Here is a 15274-nt window from a genome sequence, read left to right as displayed (position 1 = left end):
CGTCAGCCTCCCAACGATTTGCCCATCCGCTCCAGCCGCAGCTTGCCGTCGGCGGCCTCGGCGTTGCGGCAATTGGGCGTATCGCGGAGTTCTCCGGGATTGTTACGGCATTCGCCGATAATCCTAGCGAGCAGAGCATCGTCGGCCATAAGCTCATCGACGGTGTAAATCTTATCCGCCTGTGGGGAGCAGGCCGCCAGAAAAAGCATGGCCGTGCCGGAAAGAAACCACCTCATTTGAGCGCCGCTCCCATCGTGTCCATGCGCTTGCGCCAGTCCTCGGCCTTGCGTTGGTCGTCGACCTGCACCTGGGCCTGCTGGACCATCTGCAGGCCCTGCATGCGCAGGACATCGGTTTGCAGGAAGGCGGTCTCGGCCTGGAGGCGGGCCTGCAGATCGGCGATGTCCTTGGCGTCGGCAGCACTGGAGATTTTCTGGCGAAGCTCATCGATGCCGTCGATGCGCTTGGTCGCCGCATCGTAGATCTGCTGGCCGAGGCTCATCTGCCCGGCGTTCTGGTTCTGGATGCGCGACAGTTCCTGCGCATAGAAATCATCGGCATCGGTGCGATAGCTGGAGTTGTCCTGGCGGAATTTCGAAGCGGAACTGCCGAAGACGCCGCTGCCGGAACCTTGGAACAGGCCCTCGATCGCGTTGAAGTCCTGGGGAAGCGCCTCGCGGATCGACGGATCGTTCAGCAGGTTGGCGACGTCGGCCATGTTGGTGATCTTGTTCAGCGAGCCGTAGAGCTGCTGGGCTTGCTGGAGCTGCTGGTTCAAGGCGTCGAGCTGGGACTTCAGCTGCGTGATGCTCTCGATCTGCTTGGCGATCGATGTCTGATCGATGACCGGGATGCCCTGGGCCGACGCCAGCATCGCCGACGCTAAAAGAGCGGCCGATACGAACAATGGCCGCATCGTTCCTGTTCGGATCATCCTGTCTTCCTCCTCTGATGAAACACGGCAAGCCAATCCTCCCGTCCCTCGCCGATCTCCAAACGGATAGTATCGGCAAGCTCGACATTGGCCGTCCGGCCGGAGAGGATGGCAAGTTCGTCGTCGAAGCCGTTGAGGTTCAGCTCGGCGACAACGCTGTTGTGCCCCTGCTTGACGATGAACCGGCGGGTTTCGACGGAGAGTTCGCGTGAGACGAGCTCGAATTCGCGCTCAGTCAGCTTGAAGCCGTCGACATAGTCGGCGCGGTCGCCGCGCGGGTTCGGAAGAAAGATCTGGGTCGGGCACTGCTCGATGATCGTGTGGGCGATCGGCGATACGATGGCGTCGCGCGGGCTCTGGGTCGCAAACAGCATGAGACCGTTCTGCTTGCGGATCGTCTTGAGCTTGTTCTGGGCGAGATCACGAAAGCCTTCGTCCTGCAGCGCCTTCCAGAACTCGTCGATGACGATGATGATGCGACGCCCGTCTATCAGTTGCTCGATGCGATAGAACAGGTAAGCCATCAACGGCGTGCGGATTTCCTCGTTGTCGAGGAAATCGGTCATGTTGTAGCCGATGAACCTGGCGCCAATGCCGATATCGTCGGCTTCGTTGTCGAAGACCCAACCAAGCGGCCCGCCCCTCTCCCAGCGTCGCAGACGTGCGGCAATGCCCTCGGGATCGGTGTTGTTGAGGAAGGTGCGCAGGGCGCCGATGGAGCGACGCTCCACCGGCAGGTCCGCCACCCCGTCGACCGCCGAGGCGATGTCGCGCAACTCGGTGATCGATAGTTCGCCAGATCCGGATCGGACCAGCTTGGCGATCCAACCGGTGAGGAATATTTTGTTTTCCGCAGTGAATTCCAGTGCTTTCAACGGCGCGCAGCCGGTGGCGACACCATTCCTCAGCGGCAGATAGGTGCCGCCGGCCGCGCGTACGAAGAGATCCGCGCCGCGGTCCTTGTCGAAAAAGACCATATGCGGATCGTGCTTTTCGAGCTGCGACAGCATGAAGTTCAACAGCACCGTCTTGCCCGCACCCGACGGGCCGCAGACGAAAGTGTTGCCGAGGTCGCCGTGATGGAAATTGAAATAAAAGGGCGAACCCGAGGCGGTCTTGAGCATGGCGACCGCCGGTCCCCACTCGTTGCCGTCCTTCTTACCCGCCGGATAGGAATGATAGGGAGCAAGGGCTGCAAAGTTGCGCGACGTGAGCGCGCCCGAGCGCGCCCGATAGCGGAAATTGCCCGGCAATTGCGCCCACCAAGCGGCCTCGAGGCCGAGATCCTCGCGGGCGACGACCGCGCCGCCGCTGGTGAGGTAGGCGCGCGCCTTCGCCATGTGATCGGTCAGTTCCTTGACCGAGGGCGCGAAGACGGCAAGCGCAAGGTGATGCTCTCCGAGGACGAAGCGATTGGATTCGAGATCGTCCATCGCCTCGCCGAGTTCCTCGATCTGCGAAGCCGCCTTGTCGCCGGCGCTGACCATCTGGTTCTGCTTGCGGCCCATGATTGTTCGAGCATCGGGCTTTGAGGTGAAGGCGAAGGACTGCGTCAGGATGAGCTCGAAAGGTGCGGTCAGGATAGCATCGAGCATGCCGCTGCGCGTGGTCGCCGGATATTCCTTAAAGCCGAACATGCCGGCATAGCGGCTGTCGGCCTCGTGACGGATCTCGACGGTCTCGCGCCCGAAAATGACCCGGTCGGAATAAATCGCCGAAGAAATTCGTCCCTCCGTCAACGGAATCGGTTCCCGCCGGCCGCCGATGATCTGGTGGAGCACTTCGCTCGACTCGGAGAAAAGGATCCCGTCATGTTCGTGGAGGGTGAGCAGCCGCGGCTCGAAGCGCTGCAGGCCGGCGACGACATCCGCCACACGGTCACGCAGATGCTTCAGAGCCTGCCCGTCGAGCTCTGTATCGGATCGGCGGGCCTTGCGCAGTCGGGAGAGAAGCTTGGCCGCCTTTTCGGCAGGATCCCGGCCGGGATGCCAGACAAGGGTGAGGTAGAGATCGTTGCGAAACAGGTCTTCCCTCACCATCCGCTCCCGATATCTCGCGTTCAAACCGTCGGAGAAGGGATTGGCGAAGCGTCCCTCGGGATAGGCATTGTCGCGGCGGCGCACGACATGCGTCCAGAGCGCCAGCCGCTCGTCGGCGATATTGCGATAGAGCGTGTTCAGGCTTCGGTGCAGGCCGTTGAGGTCCCTGACGTCTGATGTCTCGAAAGAAACGCCGTCGAGAGCGATCATCGTCATCAACGCTCGGGATTCGAGCGCAATGGTCGTCTCGTCGACATGCCTGACATAAGGAATGAAGGTCTCCGGCCCGAGCTCGCGCGACCGGAGCGTCGCAATGTTAGACAAAGCTGAGATCCCTTTCGTCATAACGCCGGGTGAGCGTCAGAGGCGAGAGCGTGGCGCCGCCCCAATAGGAGGCATTGCGGGAGCGGCCACGGGTTTCGATCCACGCAATCAGGATCCGAAACATATTGTGGTCGTGCTTGACGAGCGCGCGAAACAAGACATGGAAGACGATGCCGACCAGCGCGTAGGCGATTGATCCCGCGGTGATGTAAAGGATGGTCGTCAGCATGATGTTGACGCCCATCGCCTCCATCGTCACACCCGCGATCATTGCCGGGCGCGTGCAGGCGAGAAACAACGTGTCGTCTTCGAGACTCGGAATGCTCACCATAGCGCTCAATTCCCGACGATGGTGTTGACCAGCTCGGTGGCGCCGAAAATGCCGCCGATCCCGATAATCCAAAAGCCGGCTCGCCTCAAATCCATGTAGCCAAACATCCAGGCAATGCAGATGATGATGACGGCGATGACCGCCAGCAGACGGGCGATATTGCCGGTCAGCATGTCGACGATGTTCTGCAGCACGGTTTCGATGCCGGCGGCCTGGGCGAAGGCTGGCTCGACCAGGCAGATGACAATGGCGGCCGCCATCAGCGTGGATGAGGCAAGGGGGCGAAGACTGGCTTTGGAGATCATTCACTTTGCTCCGATCGATCATTCTGGAAAACGAGAATCGAGGATTGCCGCCCTGAGCTGAACACATCCCAGGATGCGGCCTCGACGGTTTGGGAGGGTTGTAAAGGCGGTTCGGGAAGTGCTGGTACCACCTCATCCTGTGGCTGCCCGCCAGCCCCGGCCTGGTCACCGCGTTCGCCAATGGTGAGCGAGGCAAGCGTCGGCGATAACTGCTTTGCTTCCTGGCGTACCTGCTCGTCATATTTGACCATGGCGCCGAGGGATGGATCATCGCGGCCATAATAGGACTGGAGCATCACCCTTTCGGCCTGAGCCGGATCCCCCGCGCGTAATGCGGCGCGGTAGTATCCGTCGAGAAGCGTGGCCGTGGCCTTGAGGTTCCGGCAGGGATCGAAGGCGTCGGCGACGGATAGATTCAGTTTCTGAAGGTGCTCGATGCCAATGCCGCCAAGGCCGATCTGGATATCCTGGCGATCGCCAATCAGGGACGTGGCAACCTCGATCGCTTCGGCCTTCGATGCGGGTTGGGTGGCCAGCGGCGGGCCCGTGTTGATGCGGATGGCGAAGGGCTGAAACCGGCTCTCGAGGCTGACAACGCCGGCCAGCGTCTGCACCTGAACCATCGGCGCACAGGTTTGCGCGATTTCGACGAATGCAGCACCCATCGGTCAATACCAAACGCGCTGTTTACCGGCGCCGTCGATGGTGACATCGACATAGCGCGGCTGCGATCGCACATTCGGGCGCGTTATCGGATAGCCCATGCACTGGCGGTGCCCGTCCACGCGCTGCCAATGTGGCGACAGGACCGAATTGTCGCGGGAAGTATAGTCGTTCCCATCCCAGCAGAGGCTGTTGCTGACCGGCTGCGGCGATGTCGATACGCAGGTTGCTTGCCGACCGCCGCGACCGCTATCAGTCGTGAGCTTGTACCCCGCATCGCAATAATAGGGCTCATAGCCAGGCCGCGAACTCTGAAAACCGACGCCGCTACAGGTCGGGAATGAGTGCCCCTCGGCAAGCTCCCGCCACAGCTTCTGGATCGGCGGCCGGCATTCTGCATATTGCGTCGGCCCGCCGGGATTGGAAAGGCATAGGATAACCTGGCATCCCCAATCCTCGGCCCGCGCGTTACTGCCGAAAATAAGATAGGGTGGCGCAACGAAGCAGACCGTAAGCAGTGAATTCAGGAGAAGGCTTTTCATGAACAGGATCCTTCGAGACGATGGCGCCCTATTGCGTTTCGGGAGACTCAATCTGCCTGCCCGCGTTTATACTGTCGTATATAACATAGTTAAATGACATGACAAGCGCGATTAAAACGCAATGGCACAACCTTGCCTTCTCGGGACTCATTCTCCATGAGATCCTCGACCATCCGCTGGAGGACGAGACCCCGCAGGCGAGGCTGAAGCAGATCGGCATGATGACGATCCTCTATACGATGACTCAGGCCCATCAGAAGCTAACCCTCTCTAATATAATTGAGATTACCGAGCTAACACGCAGCGGTGTGAAGGAGACGGTCGACCTTTTGGTAAAGCGGGGAATGCTGGTGGAGACGATGGGGAAGAACGCCATGGGCCGGGGGACGGCGCGGCAATTCGAGATCTCTCAGGACCTCCTGAGCAAGCTGAGCTCTTTCCGCGCCAGCCAGGAGGCGGGGTTAAACTGACTGATCTTCGGCTTTAATGGAGTGAGATGCGAATCATCCGCCAGCCCGATCGCATGGCTGCCGGTAGTCATCAGGGACGATCAGGCAACCCGTCCGCAGGCGGGTTGCAATCAAACAATGAAGAGTATCGGAGAAATCAGCATAGCGGCGCCGTGAGGCGGATTTCGGGAATTCTCGCCACGCTAAGGGCGGAACAAGGGCAGCCGCAGGAGCCTCAGCATAGCGGCCGTCAAGGGAGGCGGGACCGACTGCCCCCGCCCGTGCGTTCCCTATCTCCGTCGCCGCTCAGCATATGGAGCGCGTTGCGCACCGGCGAACTCGGCTGGAACATGACCTACCGGTGAGGGCGCCGATGGTTGGCTCTCCAGTGTCTATCCGGCATTACGCGCCAAGCGAAAACAGATTTCATGAACGGGTCCAACGCGTTTGGACGGAGAGATCGCTAATCCCAGGCAGGATCTGACGAAACAGGAAAGACGTTGTTTGCAGCTTTTATCCGACGGCGATAGTGACGGTGCTATCCATAGGAGACTGAAACTTATCCATTCAAACCGTCCGCCTCCATCTTTCCAATGCGCGCCAGCGGCTGCAGGCACCCGCTCGTGTTGAGGCCGCGGCCAAAGCTGTCAGCGCAAATTTATCAAAGCAATATTTTTTGCTAGTTCCAAATAGATCATCCGACGACCCGCTGTCATCAACGCTTCTCTCGATGCTACGCACGACGACTCGTTCGCGCGGGACATCGTTCTCGTTCGCCCTCGGCGGACGATGGCTTCCGCCATCGCGATGCTAAGGGAGGATCTGCCGGAGGAGGTTGCAAGCCTGCACAGTCGCGTGATTTTCAGCATCGACGGTCGAGGGGATGCGCTGGTTCTCACCACGGGCCGCATGACGACGCCGTCGGAATACTTCGCGCGTCACTTCAATATGCCGGTGAACACGCCCCACTAGCTGCGCGAGGTCAATGCCTGACGATTTTAGACGCCGGTTCGCGGGATAGGAGCTTGCGGCCGTCGGGTCGCGGCAGTGGGCGGCGTCCGGGTGGCTAAGAAGGAGACGGCTCACGCCGCCTCCTCCTCGTTGAGGTCCGGCTGCAAGTCATGCAGATAGTCGACCGCGCGCTGGGCATGAGCTGCCGCTGAAAAGATGGCACGCTTGTCGCTGCCGAGAACCTTGAGCCAGTCATCGAGATAGCTTGCATGGTCGGGGCGTGGTTCGAGCTCGGGGACGATACCAAGATCGGCGCAGAGAAAGCAGCTGCCGAGTTCGGCGATATATCCTGACAGTCAACCGAAAAATACGATGTTCAGGACGTGGCGCAGTACCGGCGAAAAGGGGTGTCAATGAAATCTGGAGCCTTGGCGACATATTCGAGCGTCGCGCGGCGCCCATCTTCTGAAATCGATCGAATGTGCTCCGCAGCAGCGGATATTGAAAACGGCTTGCCGGTCTTCTGCGTGAAATTGCTCTGCAAATTGGTCCAGACGACGGCATCGAACGCTCTCGTGACCGCCCAAGCGTTAATTATGGAGCCCGACCCATCATCTCGCGATCGTGTGCGGCCATCCCGATGGATATAACCAATATTGGCAAGGCTTGTGCCTTCTCGGATGCGGAGATCCTCCACAGCCTCCGACAGGTCACTTCTCAAGCTTTGACAATAGGCAACCTGGTTATCGGAGCCATTCATCGGATCCAGCACAAGCGTCAATGCTCCGAGGCGAGACGACGAAATACGTGAGAACTCGATCTTCAAGACCGGCCCGTCGAATTGCCACGGCCCATGCCAATTATCGAAATCTGGGCGCCCGTCCCATAGCAAAGAGCCCCATCCGAGGATTGCAATTCGTTCACTCATGGCGGCCTCTTGGCGATGTGTTCGGTGGCCAGCATGCAGCAACTAGGAAGAAGCCCGCTAGGAGCAGCACGACAAGACCGCTGACCCCTGCTATCGGTTTGGCACATCCGCCGGGCTGAACGATTGATAGCAGACCCAGCCAAATGCTAAGTAATCCCGCCCAGATTCCTATAGCACCGAGACGAACCCCTAACCTCACGACGATATCTGGATGATGTGACGCAGCACGCATCTGGTACCAGGGTTTCCAGCACCCGAGCGGGCATAAATTGAGTGTTACCTTGCCAGTTTCGTTATCCTTGTCGGTAGTGCCAAAGCCTCCCAAGGCATCTCGATACCACCCAGACATCACGATGGTGTTTTGCTTCAGCTCGTTGATCTCTATACGGCCAGCACCCTCGGCATTGTAGCGATCCAAGAAGTTCTTATCGAACTTTCTGGTCTGACAAACGACGCTCCGATCATTTGTCTGATGGATTATTTTTATCAAACTTCGGGACGGGAAATCTTCGACCCAGACCCACCCCTCATTCGCCTCGTCGTGTAATGACGCACGGATAATATAATCTGTCATTGCCCCCCTCCCTCCAGAACTGCCTGTATGCGACCAAGCTCACTTCTTAGTACTTCCCGTTGCAATTTTGACAGCCTTTTCTCTTTCAACAAGCTTCGAGTATCGTCAGCCATACGTTTCCATGCTGGCAGGTGCCGAGCGGTGATGCAGGCGTTTGGACAGCGCGTTGGCTGGCAAAGTGCTGTTAGCGGCGATTTGTTGTCGTTGTTGGTGGCCTGCTTCAGGCACATGGCCATGCCGGGATCGAAGAAGCAATCGGCCAGCACGCCGACATGAAGGGTCCGCGCGAGGCTCGCGAGCATGGTGCGCAGTCGGGCGCGATCAGCGATCATGGCCGGAAGCGGCCCGAGATCATCCGATACGCTGTCGAGCGTCTTCGCGATCCGCACCGCCGCAGGCCCCGACAGCCTGGCTCCGGCCTGCCGCTCGTCGAAATAGATCAACAGGTCGTCGAGCTGGCCGAGGCTACGCTGGTTCTCGACTTCCGCCCTGAAACCGGAACGGCTGGAGCCGGCATATCCTTCGAAAGCGGCGACGGAGGCATGCTTGTACTGGATCATTTCGGCGATGGTGCCGAAGGGACGATTGGCGATGTGCCATGCGATCGTTCGTCTGAACTGCCGCGTCGTAATACGCCAGGGTTGTCCACCTGGTCCGCTCGGGACCGCTGGCTCGTCGGGTGTTCCGAACAGGTCGTTGAGGTGATCTCGGAATCGGTTGAGCTGGCGGACGATCTCAGCCGAGAGGTGGTCCTTGCAAACAGGCCTTGCGATCAGAACGGGCCAGAGCGTCATCAGGCCGCGGGCGGAAGCGACCCGAAAAGACAAGCGTTCCAGAACCTCGACAGCTCTGGCAACGGGCTCGATGGTGACCCACTCGGCAGGTTCACCCTGGGCAGACTTGCCCTTATAGGCGACGGATTGCACGCGATGGCGCATGATCACGCCGTCGTCGCTGCGCGTCAGAGAAACGCATCCACGCTGCATCGCCTGGACTTCGCAATCTCGCATGCCGGTCAGATAAGCACAGAGAATATAGGCCGCTGATTGCAGCATGCGCTCTTCCGCCGCCAGGGTCTTGGCATCGAAGCGAGACCGCCAGGGCTTGCCGGTCTCTGGAAGAATGGAGATGGGTGTATCCATGCCGCCAGTCTCGACACCGAGCTCGAGCACCGCAGCTCTGATCTGGCGTGGAGCGCCGTTCGTGAGTTGAATGTGCATCTTCGGCTCGGCCAGCGTGTCGATACCGATGTGCAGGTGAAGCAGGTGGGCGTTGACGGGTGGCGACAGCTCTCCTGTCTCGGGATGCCGGAGAAACATGCCGTTATGGGCAGTGCCCCAGACCGGCACCCCGCGACCTTCACTGCGCAGCCGCCCGAAATAATCCTCAAGCCGCTTACGCTGCTGGCGCCGCCGGTCATTACGTTCGAGAACGCTGTCCTGCTCGATGAGTGAGGTGCAGTGAGCTTCGAGGTGGTCCATCTCCTCGCGGGCTGCGAAGATATCGGCGGCGAACTCGGTGACATACCGGATCGACCAAGCCAGCAACGGTGAGATGATTGTCTCGGGAATGCGCGGCGTTCGGTTCTCGCAGATGTGACGATAGCCCGCGACACGCGCAGGTGATCTTCCGGACCAAGGTTGAAACCGCAGTCCTCCGGAGGGCAGATGGTCGCGATAAAGGAAGAGATCGGCAGGTACTTCCAGTAATTGCGCGACAATGACGGGCCGACGGGCCCGATCGGCACTGAGATGGCGGGCATATCGGTCCAGGAGTGGCTGATCGACCAGGTGAAGATCGACAGCACCGAGTTCATCACGCACGAAATCGAAGAAGCGCCGCGCTCGGTTGAACGCCTGCCGGACACTGCCGGGAGGAAGTATCTTGCGGTGACCCGGCAGATCGACGTTCAGCCGGGCATAGAGGAGTTCGCGCAACGCCTCGCGGACGCTCGTATCCCCGACAGACCCGAGATGCACGGTGACATGACAGCGACGGGCGCTCTCCCGAAACACGGCCGGGCCGAGATCCCAGCTCGGATCACTGTAGCGCGACAGAGCGTCCCGATCGAAACCAGGCTTCAACGGAGCGGTCGCGAGAACCGGGCGCAGATCGTGTTGCCGGGCTGCTGACGATAGTCCCCTCATTGGCGGGCCTCCGGAGGGAGATAGAGGGGATGCACTTCTGCCTCGCGACGGGCTGCGGCAACCACACTGTCGGGGAATGCCGGCAGAACCTGCCCGGCAATGCGAGCATGGGCACGCCCAAACTTCATGGCCCAATCCGCCGCGGAGAGACCCGCCCGCTGCTCTTCGATAAACCGCAGGAACGCGACGATAGCCGGCAGCTTGCGCGCGGTGATGACAGCGTTACGGCATTCGAGACAGCCCCAGAACGGTTGCGGGCAAGGCTCGCCTGAGTCTCCGAACGGGCTGCGGTCAAACCCGGAGCATGCCGCCAGCCAAACGTCCTGCTCGCCACTGAGGATACCGTCTCGGTTCTCGCGCGCTTCCGGCGTCGCATCGCATTGCCGCCAGGAATCTTCCCGGGCGGGCGCCACAACGATCGGACCTGCAGCGGCCGCGACTTCTGAGAATGCCTCGGCAATGGTGGCTTCGTGCAGCGGTCGCAGCGAGGGGATATCCGCGTAGTGGCGAGCGGCGATCTCCGGCGTATGTCCGACTGCGAAACGGGTCATATGACCCTCGGTCTTCAGATACCAGAGCGCCTTGTGGGTCTTGCGCAGCCTGGAAAGAACGAGACGAAGAGGTTCACCATTGTCATCGACGATCCCATGGCCTGCGGTCCATCGGTCGACGAGCTCATGTGGATGCTCGATACCCGCCCGGAGCTGCGTAGGCCCGGTATAATAATAGAGCCAAAGATTCTCGCTCGGCACGAACTGCCGTGTGAATGCCGTTGCCTCGATCAGCTTGCGGATCAGACCGCCCGGTGTTCCGATCCCACCGTCACGGACGCGGATGTGCTTGTGCTCAGCGCCGCGGGCCCGCCGCTTCACATAGGCGATCTCGATCGTGCCGGGTCCGGGATTCTGAAGGCAGTCGACCGTCAATGCCTTGCAGCACTCGATCTCAAGGCCGGTCTCCAGTGACAGGAAGGTCAGCAGAGGAGGAATATCCATTGCACGCAGATGGAAACCTGCATGTAGATCCTCGGCCAGGGTCGAGACCGGAAGACCACGCCGCAGCCTCATGAAATAGAGGCTTTTGAAGGCGGGGTCTGCGCTGCTGAGCCTGCCGGACGCGACGATCCGGGCATTGGCCTCGTCGGTCACTCTGCGAAGGTTGGGATAGTTGTCGTCTTCATCCAGCGGCTTCCCGATCCGCCGGAATATCCTGGCGATATCGCCACGGGCAGCGTCGCGAAGCTGCCTTGCAACGAACGGGCTATAGGCATCACGCGGTCGGGATCGGCCGGCGGATTGTGAGCTAGTGTAGCTGAGGCGACGACGAACACCTTCATCCAGAAGCCTTGGCTGGTCGGCGTCTATCGAGCGCAGGGCGAGGATGGCTTTGGCGAGAACAGTGTGTCGGTGGATCGGGGTCATCCCGACGAATGCGAGGAAATCCTCATACCCATCGATATCATCTGCGCGCAGATCGGCGGGCGTCTTTACCGTGGAATGCTCGCGCAGATATGCGAAAAAGCGGAGATAGGCCTGGAGGTGTTGCTTGATCGTGCTCCGCGCGCCGAGCGGACCACCAAGCTCGGACTGCCGGCGCAGAGCCCCTGCAAACGCGAGGGCGAAGGGTCTAGGATGCTCGCCGACAAGATCAACTTCGACGGACCCGCCATACCGCGCCTCGATGTTGAAGCGCAGACCCAGCACCGGATCGCTGGCGTGTGGAAGAACAACGCCATCGGCTGGCGCAAAACGAACCGCAGTTCCCTTGCGTGGGCGCCCCCTCATAGCGTGGCCTCCGAGGGGAGCAGTCCCAGGAGTTCTTCGACAGCCGCATCGACGGTATCGGAGCGCGTCGCGATGTGGTCCAGGTAAATATATGTTGTCGTCAGGCTGGCATGGCCCAGAAGCCGTTGCACCTGCTGGAGAGGATCGCCAAGAACTTGCCGATATCCCTCCATCGGCCCGGCAGGCAAGGCAGCATCGCGGAGGCGATGCTGAATGAGCATCGCCAGCATGTGAACGGCGAAGGTGTGACGGAGTTGGTGCGGGCTGATGCTGATATCGAAACCGAAGGATCTGCACCGGCTGGAGGCACGGGCGAAAGCGACTTCCCAGGAGTTCGGCTGCACCGGTAAGCCGATCTCCGAAAGCCATAATATCGCCGGTTCGCTCGGCGTGCCGTCGCTGTCGCAGACAATGATCCGACCGCGTTCCTCCGGATCGAGCAGGTCGAGTGCGATATCGCCGCCATCAAGCAACCGCAGCCGGGCAGCATGCCGATCCCGATGAACGAAGATCGGTCGGTCGATCGACCGCCACGCAGAGCGTTGCTGGAACTTCGTGACGGCATGAGCACGTTCGACACCGACATAGGCGCGCACCTGCTGGAGCAGTCGAGCGGGAACGAGGATCTGTCGACCGCGATCACCCTTGGTCTGGGCATCCGCCAAATCCAGCCAGACCTGACGGCCCGGACGCTGATCGCCGAAACCGAGATCGGAGGTGAAGAGGGATGATGCTTCTTCCAGCCGAAGACCTGTCGTCACCAGGAGATCGGCGAACAGCGCATTGCGGATACCGTTGCGATCTCGGGCGCCAGGGCGTACGTGGCCGTCAGGCAAAAGCGTTTTGAGGCCGACGTCCCGAAACCGTCGGTAGTCATCGAGCGTGACGAAACTGACGTCGGTTCGACGCGCGGCGGGCTCATAGGCATCGTTCCGCGCTGCCACCTGCGACCGCCGCCCAGCGTACCCCTGCCTCCAGACCGAGCGATGCGTGAAGGGTGCTTCCGCGATCAGTCCTTCCTGCACACCCCAGCGATATAGCCGGTCGAGGCAGGCGACGGCGCGGTTCCACGAGGCAGCGGAGATGCGTTGTCCAGCGTCGGCGCGGCGCTGGACGCGGTGATAGGCAAGAACATCATGCCGGTCGGCTTGCCATATCGTCTTCGCGCAGGCTTCCGAAAGAAAACGAACCCAGACGAGAACGTCGTAGCCATAGGCACGAAGAGAATGGCGGGAGCGAACGCCGTTGAGAGGGAGGTCGCGGAAAAAGCGATCCAGATCAGGATCGTATAGCGCCCCATCGCAGAGGATCATCGGGACATAGGCATCAAGCCCCGCCGATGATCTGCGCTCCTGAATGGTGATACTCAAAGCTGCGATTACATTGTCCACAAGTTGCTCAACCTTCCCCCGGACCCCCATCCGGGGAGCCCAGAATCAACGAAGGAGTTCAACTTGCCCGGCACTCTCCAGGCCGGCCTCCGCCAGCTATTTGGGAGCGCTGCGTCCGGCCTGGAAAGCGCCTCCGTCAGCGAGTGCATCAACCTGAGCATGAAGCCAAGAGTTAGTGCAGACTGTCAAGATAAGGCAATGAGCTCTTCGCGGGCGCGTTCGCTCCTGTCTTTCGCATAGCGGCTGAGATCCCGATCGAGCCTTCGCGGTGCAGCGGTCCAGTGCGTCATCTCGTGACTGAGAACGGCGACATAGGATGCATCGTCCCGGAAGGCGTCGAAGCACGGCATCTGGATGTAGTCACGGGCAGCAGCATAATAGGCCGCCGATCCTCCATGGCGGATCAGGGCGCCGGTATTGGCAAAGAAGCGGCCGGCAGCACCGATGCGGCTCATCCAATCCTGGTCAGGCGCGATGGAATGGGCAAGGCCATCAAGGCCGGTGATCTGGTCGGTGTTGAACACGGTGTAGGTTTTGAGGAAGGGGATGTCGCGTTCGATTTCGGCGCCTGTCTCCGTCGTCTCGGCGCGGATGAAAGAGCTGGCGAAGACGACGGTCGTGCCGGTTTCGCCCCTGCGGACGGCGCCGCCGAGCTCGATTGCCTGGCGAAACGTCATCCACCTTGGTGATGCAAAGCCGCGGGCGATGGCTTCAGACCAGAGGAGCAGAGCATTGATGCCGGTGTAGGGTTGGCCATTGTGGCGCAGTGGCCGGCTGACCTCGGCTGTCCAGCCTCCCGTCGTCCATGGCTTGGTCCATGGACGGACGCCCTGTTTGAGATCGGCGATGATCTTGGTGGTGATGCGGCTGTAGATATCGGATCGTTGATTGGATTGCTGCCTGTTCATCTCTGAACCTCCGTTCGAGGTCGCGGCCATCGCGACCTGCTACGGCGGTCCAAAAGCCAGGCTGCAAGTGCGGCCAGCACCCGCAGGGCCGCAACGAAGTGAAGGACGGCAAAGCCGTTGCGGGCAGCGCGAGCCTGGCAGGACCAAAAGCCGGGGCAGGACGGGATGCAGCAACACCACGGCGAGACAGGTTTGAAACCCAGGCAGAAATGAAAAATCCAGTCTATTACGCAAGGCGGGAGCGTCCGGGATGAATCGATGGACCCGAAGCGTGGCATCGACCTTGCGCGGCCGTTCCTCGTCGACGCAATGGAGAAGGTTAGCAACGAGAGTGCCATTTCGTCGAGGAAGCCAAGACCGCCGAGACCAAACTCGTAGTCTTCGCGCGCATGCAATTCGACCCGTACCTCAGCCCCTACTTCGTCGCCAACCAGGACAAGATGCGGGTAGAGTTCGAGGATCCGTATATCCTCATCCACGAAAAGAAGCTATCGAACCTGCAGTCCTTGCTGCCGGTAAGTTGAGGTCTGATGGAGCATTCCAATCGGCCGACCGCCTTCAGCAAATAGGCAGAACCATTACGAAATCACGGCGCAATCGCTGGCGTTTTTTTCCGCCACCCGTTCAAATGGCCGAAAGTTTCGAGTTGATCGAATTGAAGCTCCCGTGTTCGGGAAGTGGTGGGATCCGGGAACGTTTGGCAAGATTCAACGAACCACTGGCCGCCACGCCCAGAGAGGGTCATAGGGAATACGATGACAAGCGCGGACGCTCAGTCGTTCAGTCAGGTTGCGAGCACGTATCAGCTTGGGATCGGTATGACTCACATAGCGCCTCCAACTGATTTACGGCACTAGCCAAATCGTGAAGTTCCGATTTCAGCGATTGGATGATGTCGAAATGTCCGGAGCCATTCGAATTCGCAGTTGAACTTTTCAAATCCGCAGAATTTCTATTCGGATGGGGAAATGGGATGAGCTTTTGCACGGTTATGCTTTTGACGA

14 protein-coding genes and 3 pseudogenes are annotated in these 15274 nt (G+C 60.1%); 3 read left to right on the top strand and 14 right to left on the bottom strand.

Annotated elements, in window-relative coordinates; genetic code table 11:
* Positions 1-2 precede the first annotated feature (2 nt).
* From PYR71_RS28025 to PYR71_RS27995, 7 genes are read right to left on the bottom strand one after another with little or no spacing between them, the layout of a single operon-like run.
* On the bottom strand, positions 3-236 hold the full coding sequence (locus PYR71_RS28025; RefSeq protein WP_007636178.1) for an EexN family lipoprotein: 234 nt from the start codon (positions 234-236) through the stop codon (positions 3-5).
* Complete coding sequence (gene virB5 / locus PYR71_RS28020; protein WP_077991351.1) at positions 233-934, bottom strand: P-type DNA transfer protein VirB5; 702 nt, start codon at positions 932-934, stop codon at positions 233-235. The genes PYR71_RS28025 and virB5 overlap by 4 nt, the downstream gene beginning before the upstream one ends.
* Positions 931-3297, bottom strand: a complete 2367-nt coding sequence (locus tag PYR71_RS28015; RefSeq protein WP_077991348.1) for a VirB4 family type IV secretion/conjugal transfer ATPase — start codon at positions 3295-3297, stop codon at positions 931-933. The genes virB5 and PYR71_RS28015 overlap by 4 nt, the downstream gene beginning before the upstream one ends.
* Positions 3290-3628, bottom strand: a complete 339-nt coding sequence (locus tag PYR71_RS28010) for a VirB3 family type IV secretion system protein (protein WP_077991347.1) — start codon at positions 3626-3628, stop codon at positions 3290-3292. The genes PYR71_RS28015 and PYR71_RS28010 overlap by 8 nt, the downstream gene beginning before the upstream one ends.
* 5 nt (positions 3629-3633) lie before the next feature.
* Positions 3634-3933: a TrbC/VirB2 family protein gene (locus tag PYR71_RS28005; protein WP_077991346.1), complete on the bottom strand. Its 300-nt coding sequence runs from the start codon at positions 3931-3933 to the stop codon at positions 3634-3636.
* A complete protein-coding gene (locus PYR71_RS28000) occupies positions 3930-4598 on the bottom strand; it encodes a lysozyme family protein (protein WP_077991344.1) in 669 nt (222 codons plus the stop codon). The genes PYR71_RS28005 and PYR71_RS28000 overlap by 4 nt, the downstream gene beginning before the upstream one ends.
* Before the next feature lie 3 nt (positions 4599-4601).
* Positions 4602-5138, bottom strand: a complete 537-nt coding sequence (locus PYR71_RS27995; protein WP_077991342.1) for a hypothetical protein — start codon at positions 5136-5138, stop codon at positions 4602-4604.
* A gap of 98 nt (positions 5139-5236) precedes the next feature.
* On the opposite strand from PYR71_RS27995, the gene PYR71_RS27990 reads away from it, so the two are divergent.
* Positions 5237-5608, top strand: coding sequence for a hypothetical protein (locus PYR71_RS27990; protein ID WP_004673403.1), 372 nt, complete (start codon positions 5237-5239; stop codon positions 5606-5608).
* Between the two features lie 768 nt (positions 5609-6376).
* Positions 6377-6559: a hypothetical protein gene (locus tag PYR71_RS27985; protein WP_016737443.1), complete on the top strand. Its 183-nt coding sequence runs from the start codon at positions 6377-6379 to the stop codon at positions 6557-6559.
* A 110-nt stretch (positions 6560-6669) separates the two neighbouring features.
* On the opposite strand, the pseudogene PYR71_RS27980 reads toward PYR71_RS27985, so the two are convergent.
* The 7 genes and pseudogenes from PYR71_RS27980 to PYR71_RS27950 form a co-directional block, all read right to left on the bottom strand.
* Positions 6670-6882, bottom strand: a pseudogene (locus PYR71_RS27980) (zincin-like metallopeptidase domain-containing protein); the annotation flags it as partial.
* Between the two features lie 32 nt (positions 6883-6914).
* Positions 6915-7466: a hypothetical protein gene (locus PYR71_RS27975; RefSeq protein WP_077991339.1), complete on the bottom strand. Its 552-nt coding sequence runs from the start codon at positions 7464-7466 to the stop codon at positions 6915-6917.
* On the bottom strand, positions 7459-8040 hold the full coding sequence (locus tag PYR71_RS27970) for a hypothetical protein (protein ID WP_077991337.1): 582 nt from the start codon (positions 8038-8040) through the stop codon (positions 7459-7461). The genes PYR71_RS27975 and PYR71_RS27970 overlap by 8 nt, the downstream gene beginning before the upstream one ends.
* Positions 8037-10124 carry an integrase gene (locus PYR71_RS27965; protein WP_425350911.1) on the bottom strand — a complete coding sequence of 696 codons (2088 nt, stop codon included), beginning with the start codon at positions 10122-10124 and terminating at the stop codon, positions 8037-8039. Before PYR71_RS27965 ends, PYR71_RS27970 begins: the two co-directional genes overlap by 4 nt.
* Before the next feature lie 59 nt (positions 10125-10183).
* On the bottom strand, positions 10184-11890 hold the full coding sequence (locus tag PYR71_RS27960) for a hypothetical protein (RefSeq protein WP_245435278.1): 1707 nt from the start codon (positions 11888-11890) through the stop codon (positions 10184-10186).
* Positions 11891-11967: 77 nt separating this feature from the next.
* Positions 11968-13392 carry a tyrosine-type recombinase/integrase gene (locus tag PYR71_RS27955; RefSeq protein WP_077991331.1) on the bottom strand — a complete coding sequence of 475 codons (1425 nt, stop codon included), beginning with the start codon at positions 13390-13392 and terminating at the stop codon, positions 11968-11970.
* Between the two features lie 164 nt (positions 13393-13556).
* A pseudogene (locus tag PYR71_RS27950) lies at positions 13557-14270 on the bottom strand (ArdC family protein); the annotation flags it as partial.
* Between the two features lie 294 nt (positions 14271-14564).
* On the opposite strand from PYR71_RS27950, the pseudogene groEL reads away from it, so the two are divergent.
* Positions 14565-14788, top strand: a pseudogene (gene groEL, locus PYR71_RS27945) (chaperonin GroEL); the annotation flags it as partial.
* Positions 14789-15274 lie beyond the last annotated feature (486 nt).

It is taken from the genome of Rhizobium mulingense, assembly GCF_029194105.1.
Taxonomy (GTDB): Bacteria; Pseudomonadota; Alphaproteobacteria; order Rhizobiales; family Rhizobiaceae; genus Rhizobium; species Rhizobium mulingense.
The sequence above is the reverse complement of the archived record's forward strand: the minus strand, read 5'-3'. Positions and strand labels throughout refer to the sequence as shown.

Bases quoted from the DNA above. Each gene is read 5' to 3' on its own strand.
- PYR71_RS28005 (WP_077991346.1), bottom strand. From the start codon at position 3,933: ATGATCTCCAAAGCCAGTCTTCGCCCCCTTGCCTCATCCACGCTGATG.
- PYR71_RS28000 (WP_077991344.1), bottom strand. From the start codon at position 4,598: ATGGGTGCTGCATTCGTCGAAATCGCGCAAACCTGTGCGCCGATGGTT.
- PYR71_RS27985 (WP_016737443.1), top strand. From the start codon at position 6,377: ATGGCTTCCGCCATCGCGATGCTAAGGGAGGATCTGCCGGAGGAGGTT.
- PYR71_RS27975 (WP_077991339.1), bottom strand. From the start codon at position 7,466: ATGAGTGAACGAATTGCAATCCTCGGATGGGGCTCTTTGCTATGGGAC.
- PYR71_RS27955 (WP_077991331.1), bottom strand. From the start codon at position 13,392: ATGGGGGTCCGGGGGAAGGTTGAGCAACTTGTGGACAATGTAATCGCA.
- PYR71_RS27990 (WP_004673403.1), top strand. From the start codon at position 5,237: ATGACAAGCGCGATTAAAACGCAATGGCACAACCTTGCCTTCTCGGGA.
- PYR71_RS27995 (WP_077991342.1), bottom strand. From the start codon at position 5,138: ATGAAAAGCCTTCTCCTGAATTCACTGCTTACGGTCTGCTTCGTTGCG.
- PYR71_RS27970 (WP_077991337.1), bottom strand. From the start codon at position 8,040: ATGACAGATTATATTATCCGTGCGTCATTACACGACGAGGCGAATGAG.
- PYR71_RS28025 (WP_007636178.1), bottom strand. From the start codon at position 236: ATGAGGTGGTTTCTTTCCGGCACGGCCATGCTTTTTCTGGCGGCCTGC.
- virB5 (WP_077991351.1), bottom strand. From the start codon at position 934: ATGATCCGAACAGGAACGATGCGGCCATTGTTCGTATCGGCCGCTCTT.
- PYR71_RS28010 (WP_077991347.1), bottom strand. From the start codon at position 3,628: ATGGTGAGCATTCCGAGTCTCGAAGACGACACGTTGTTTCTCGCCTGC.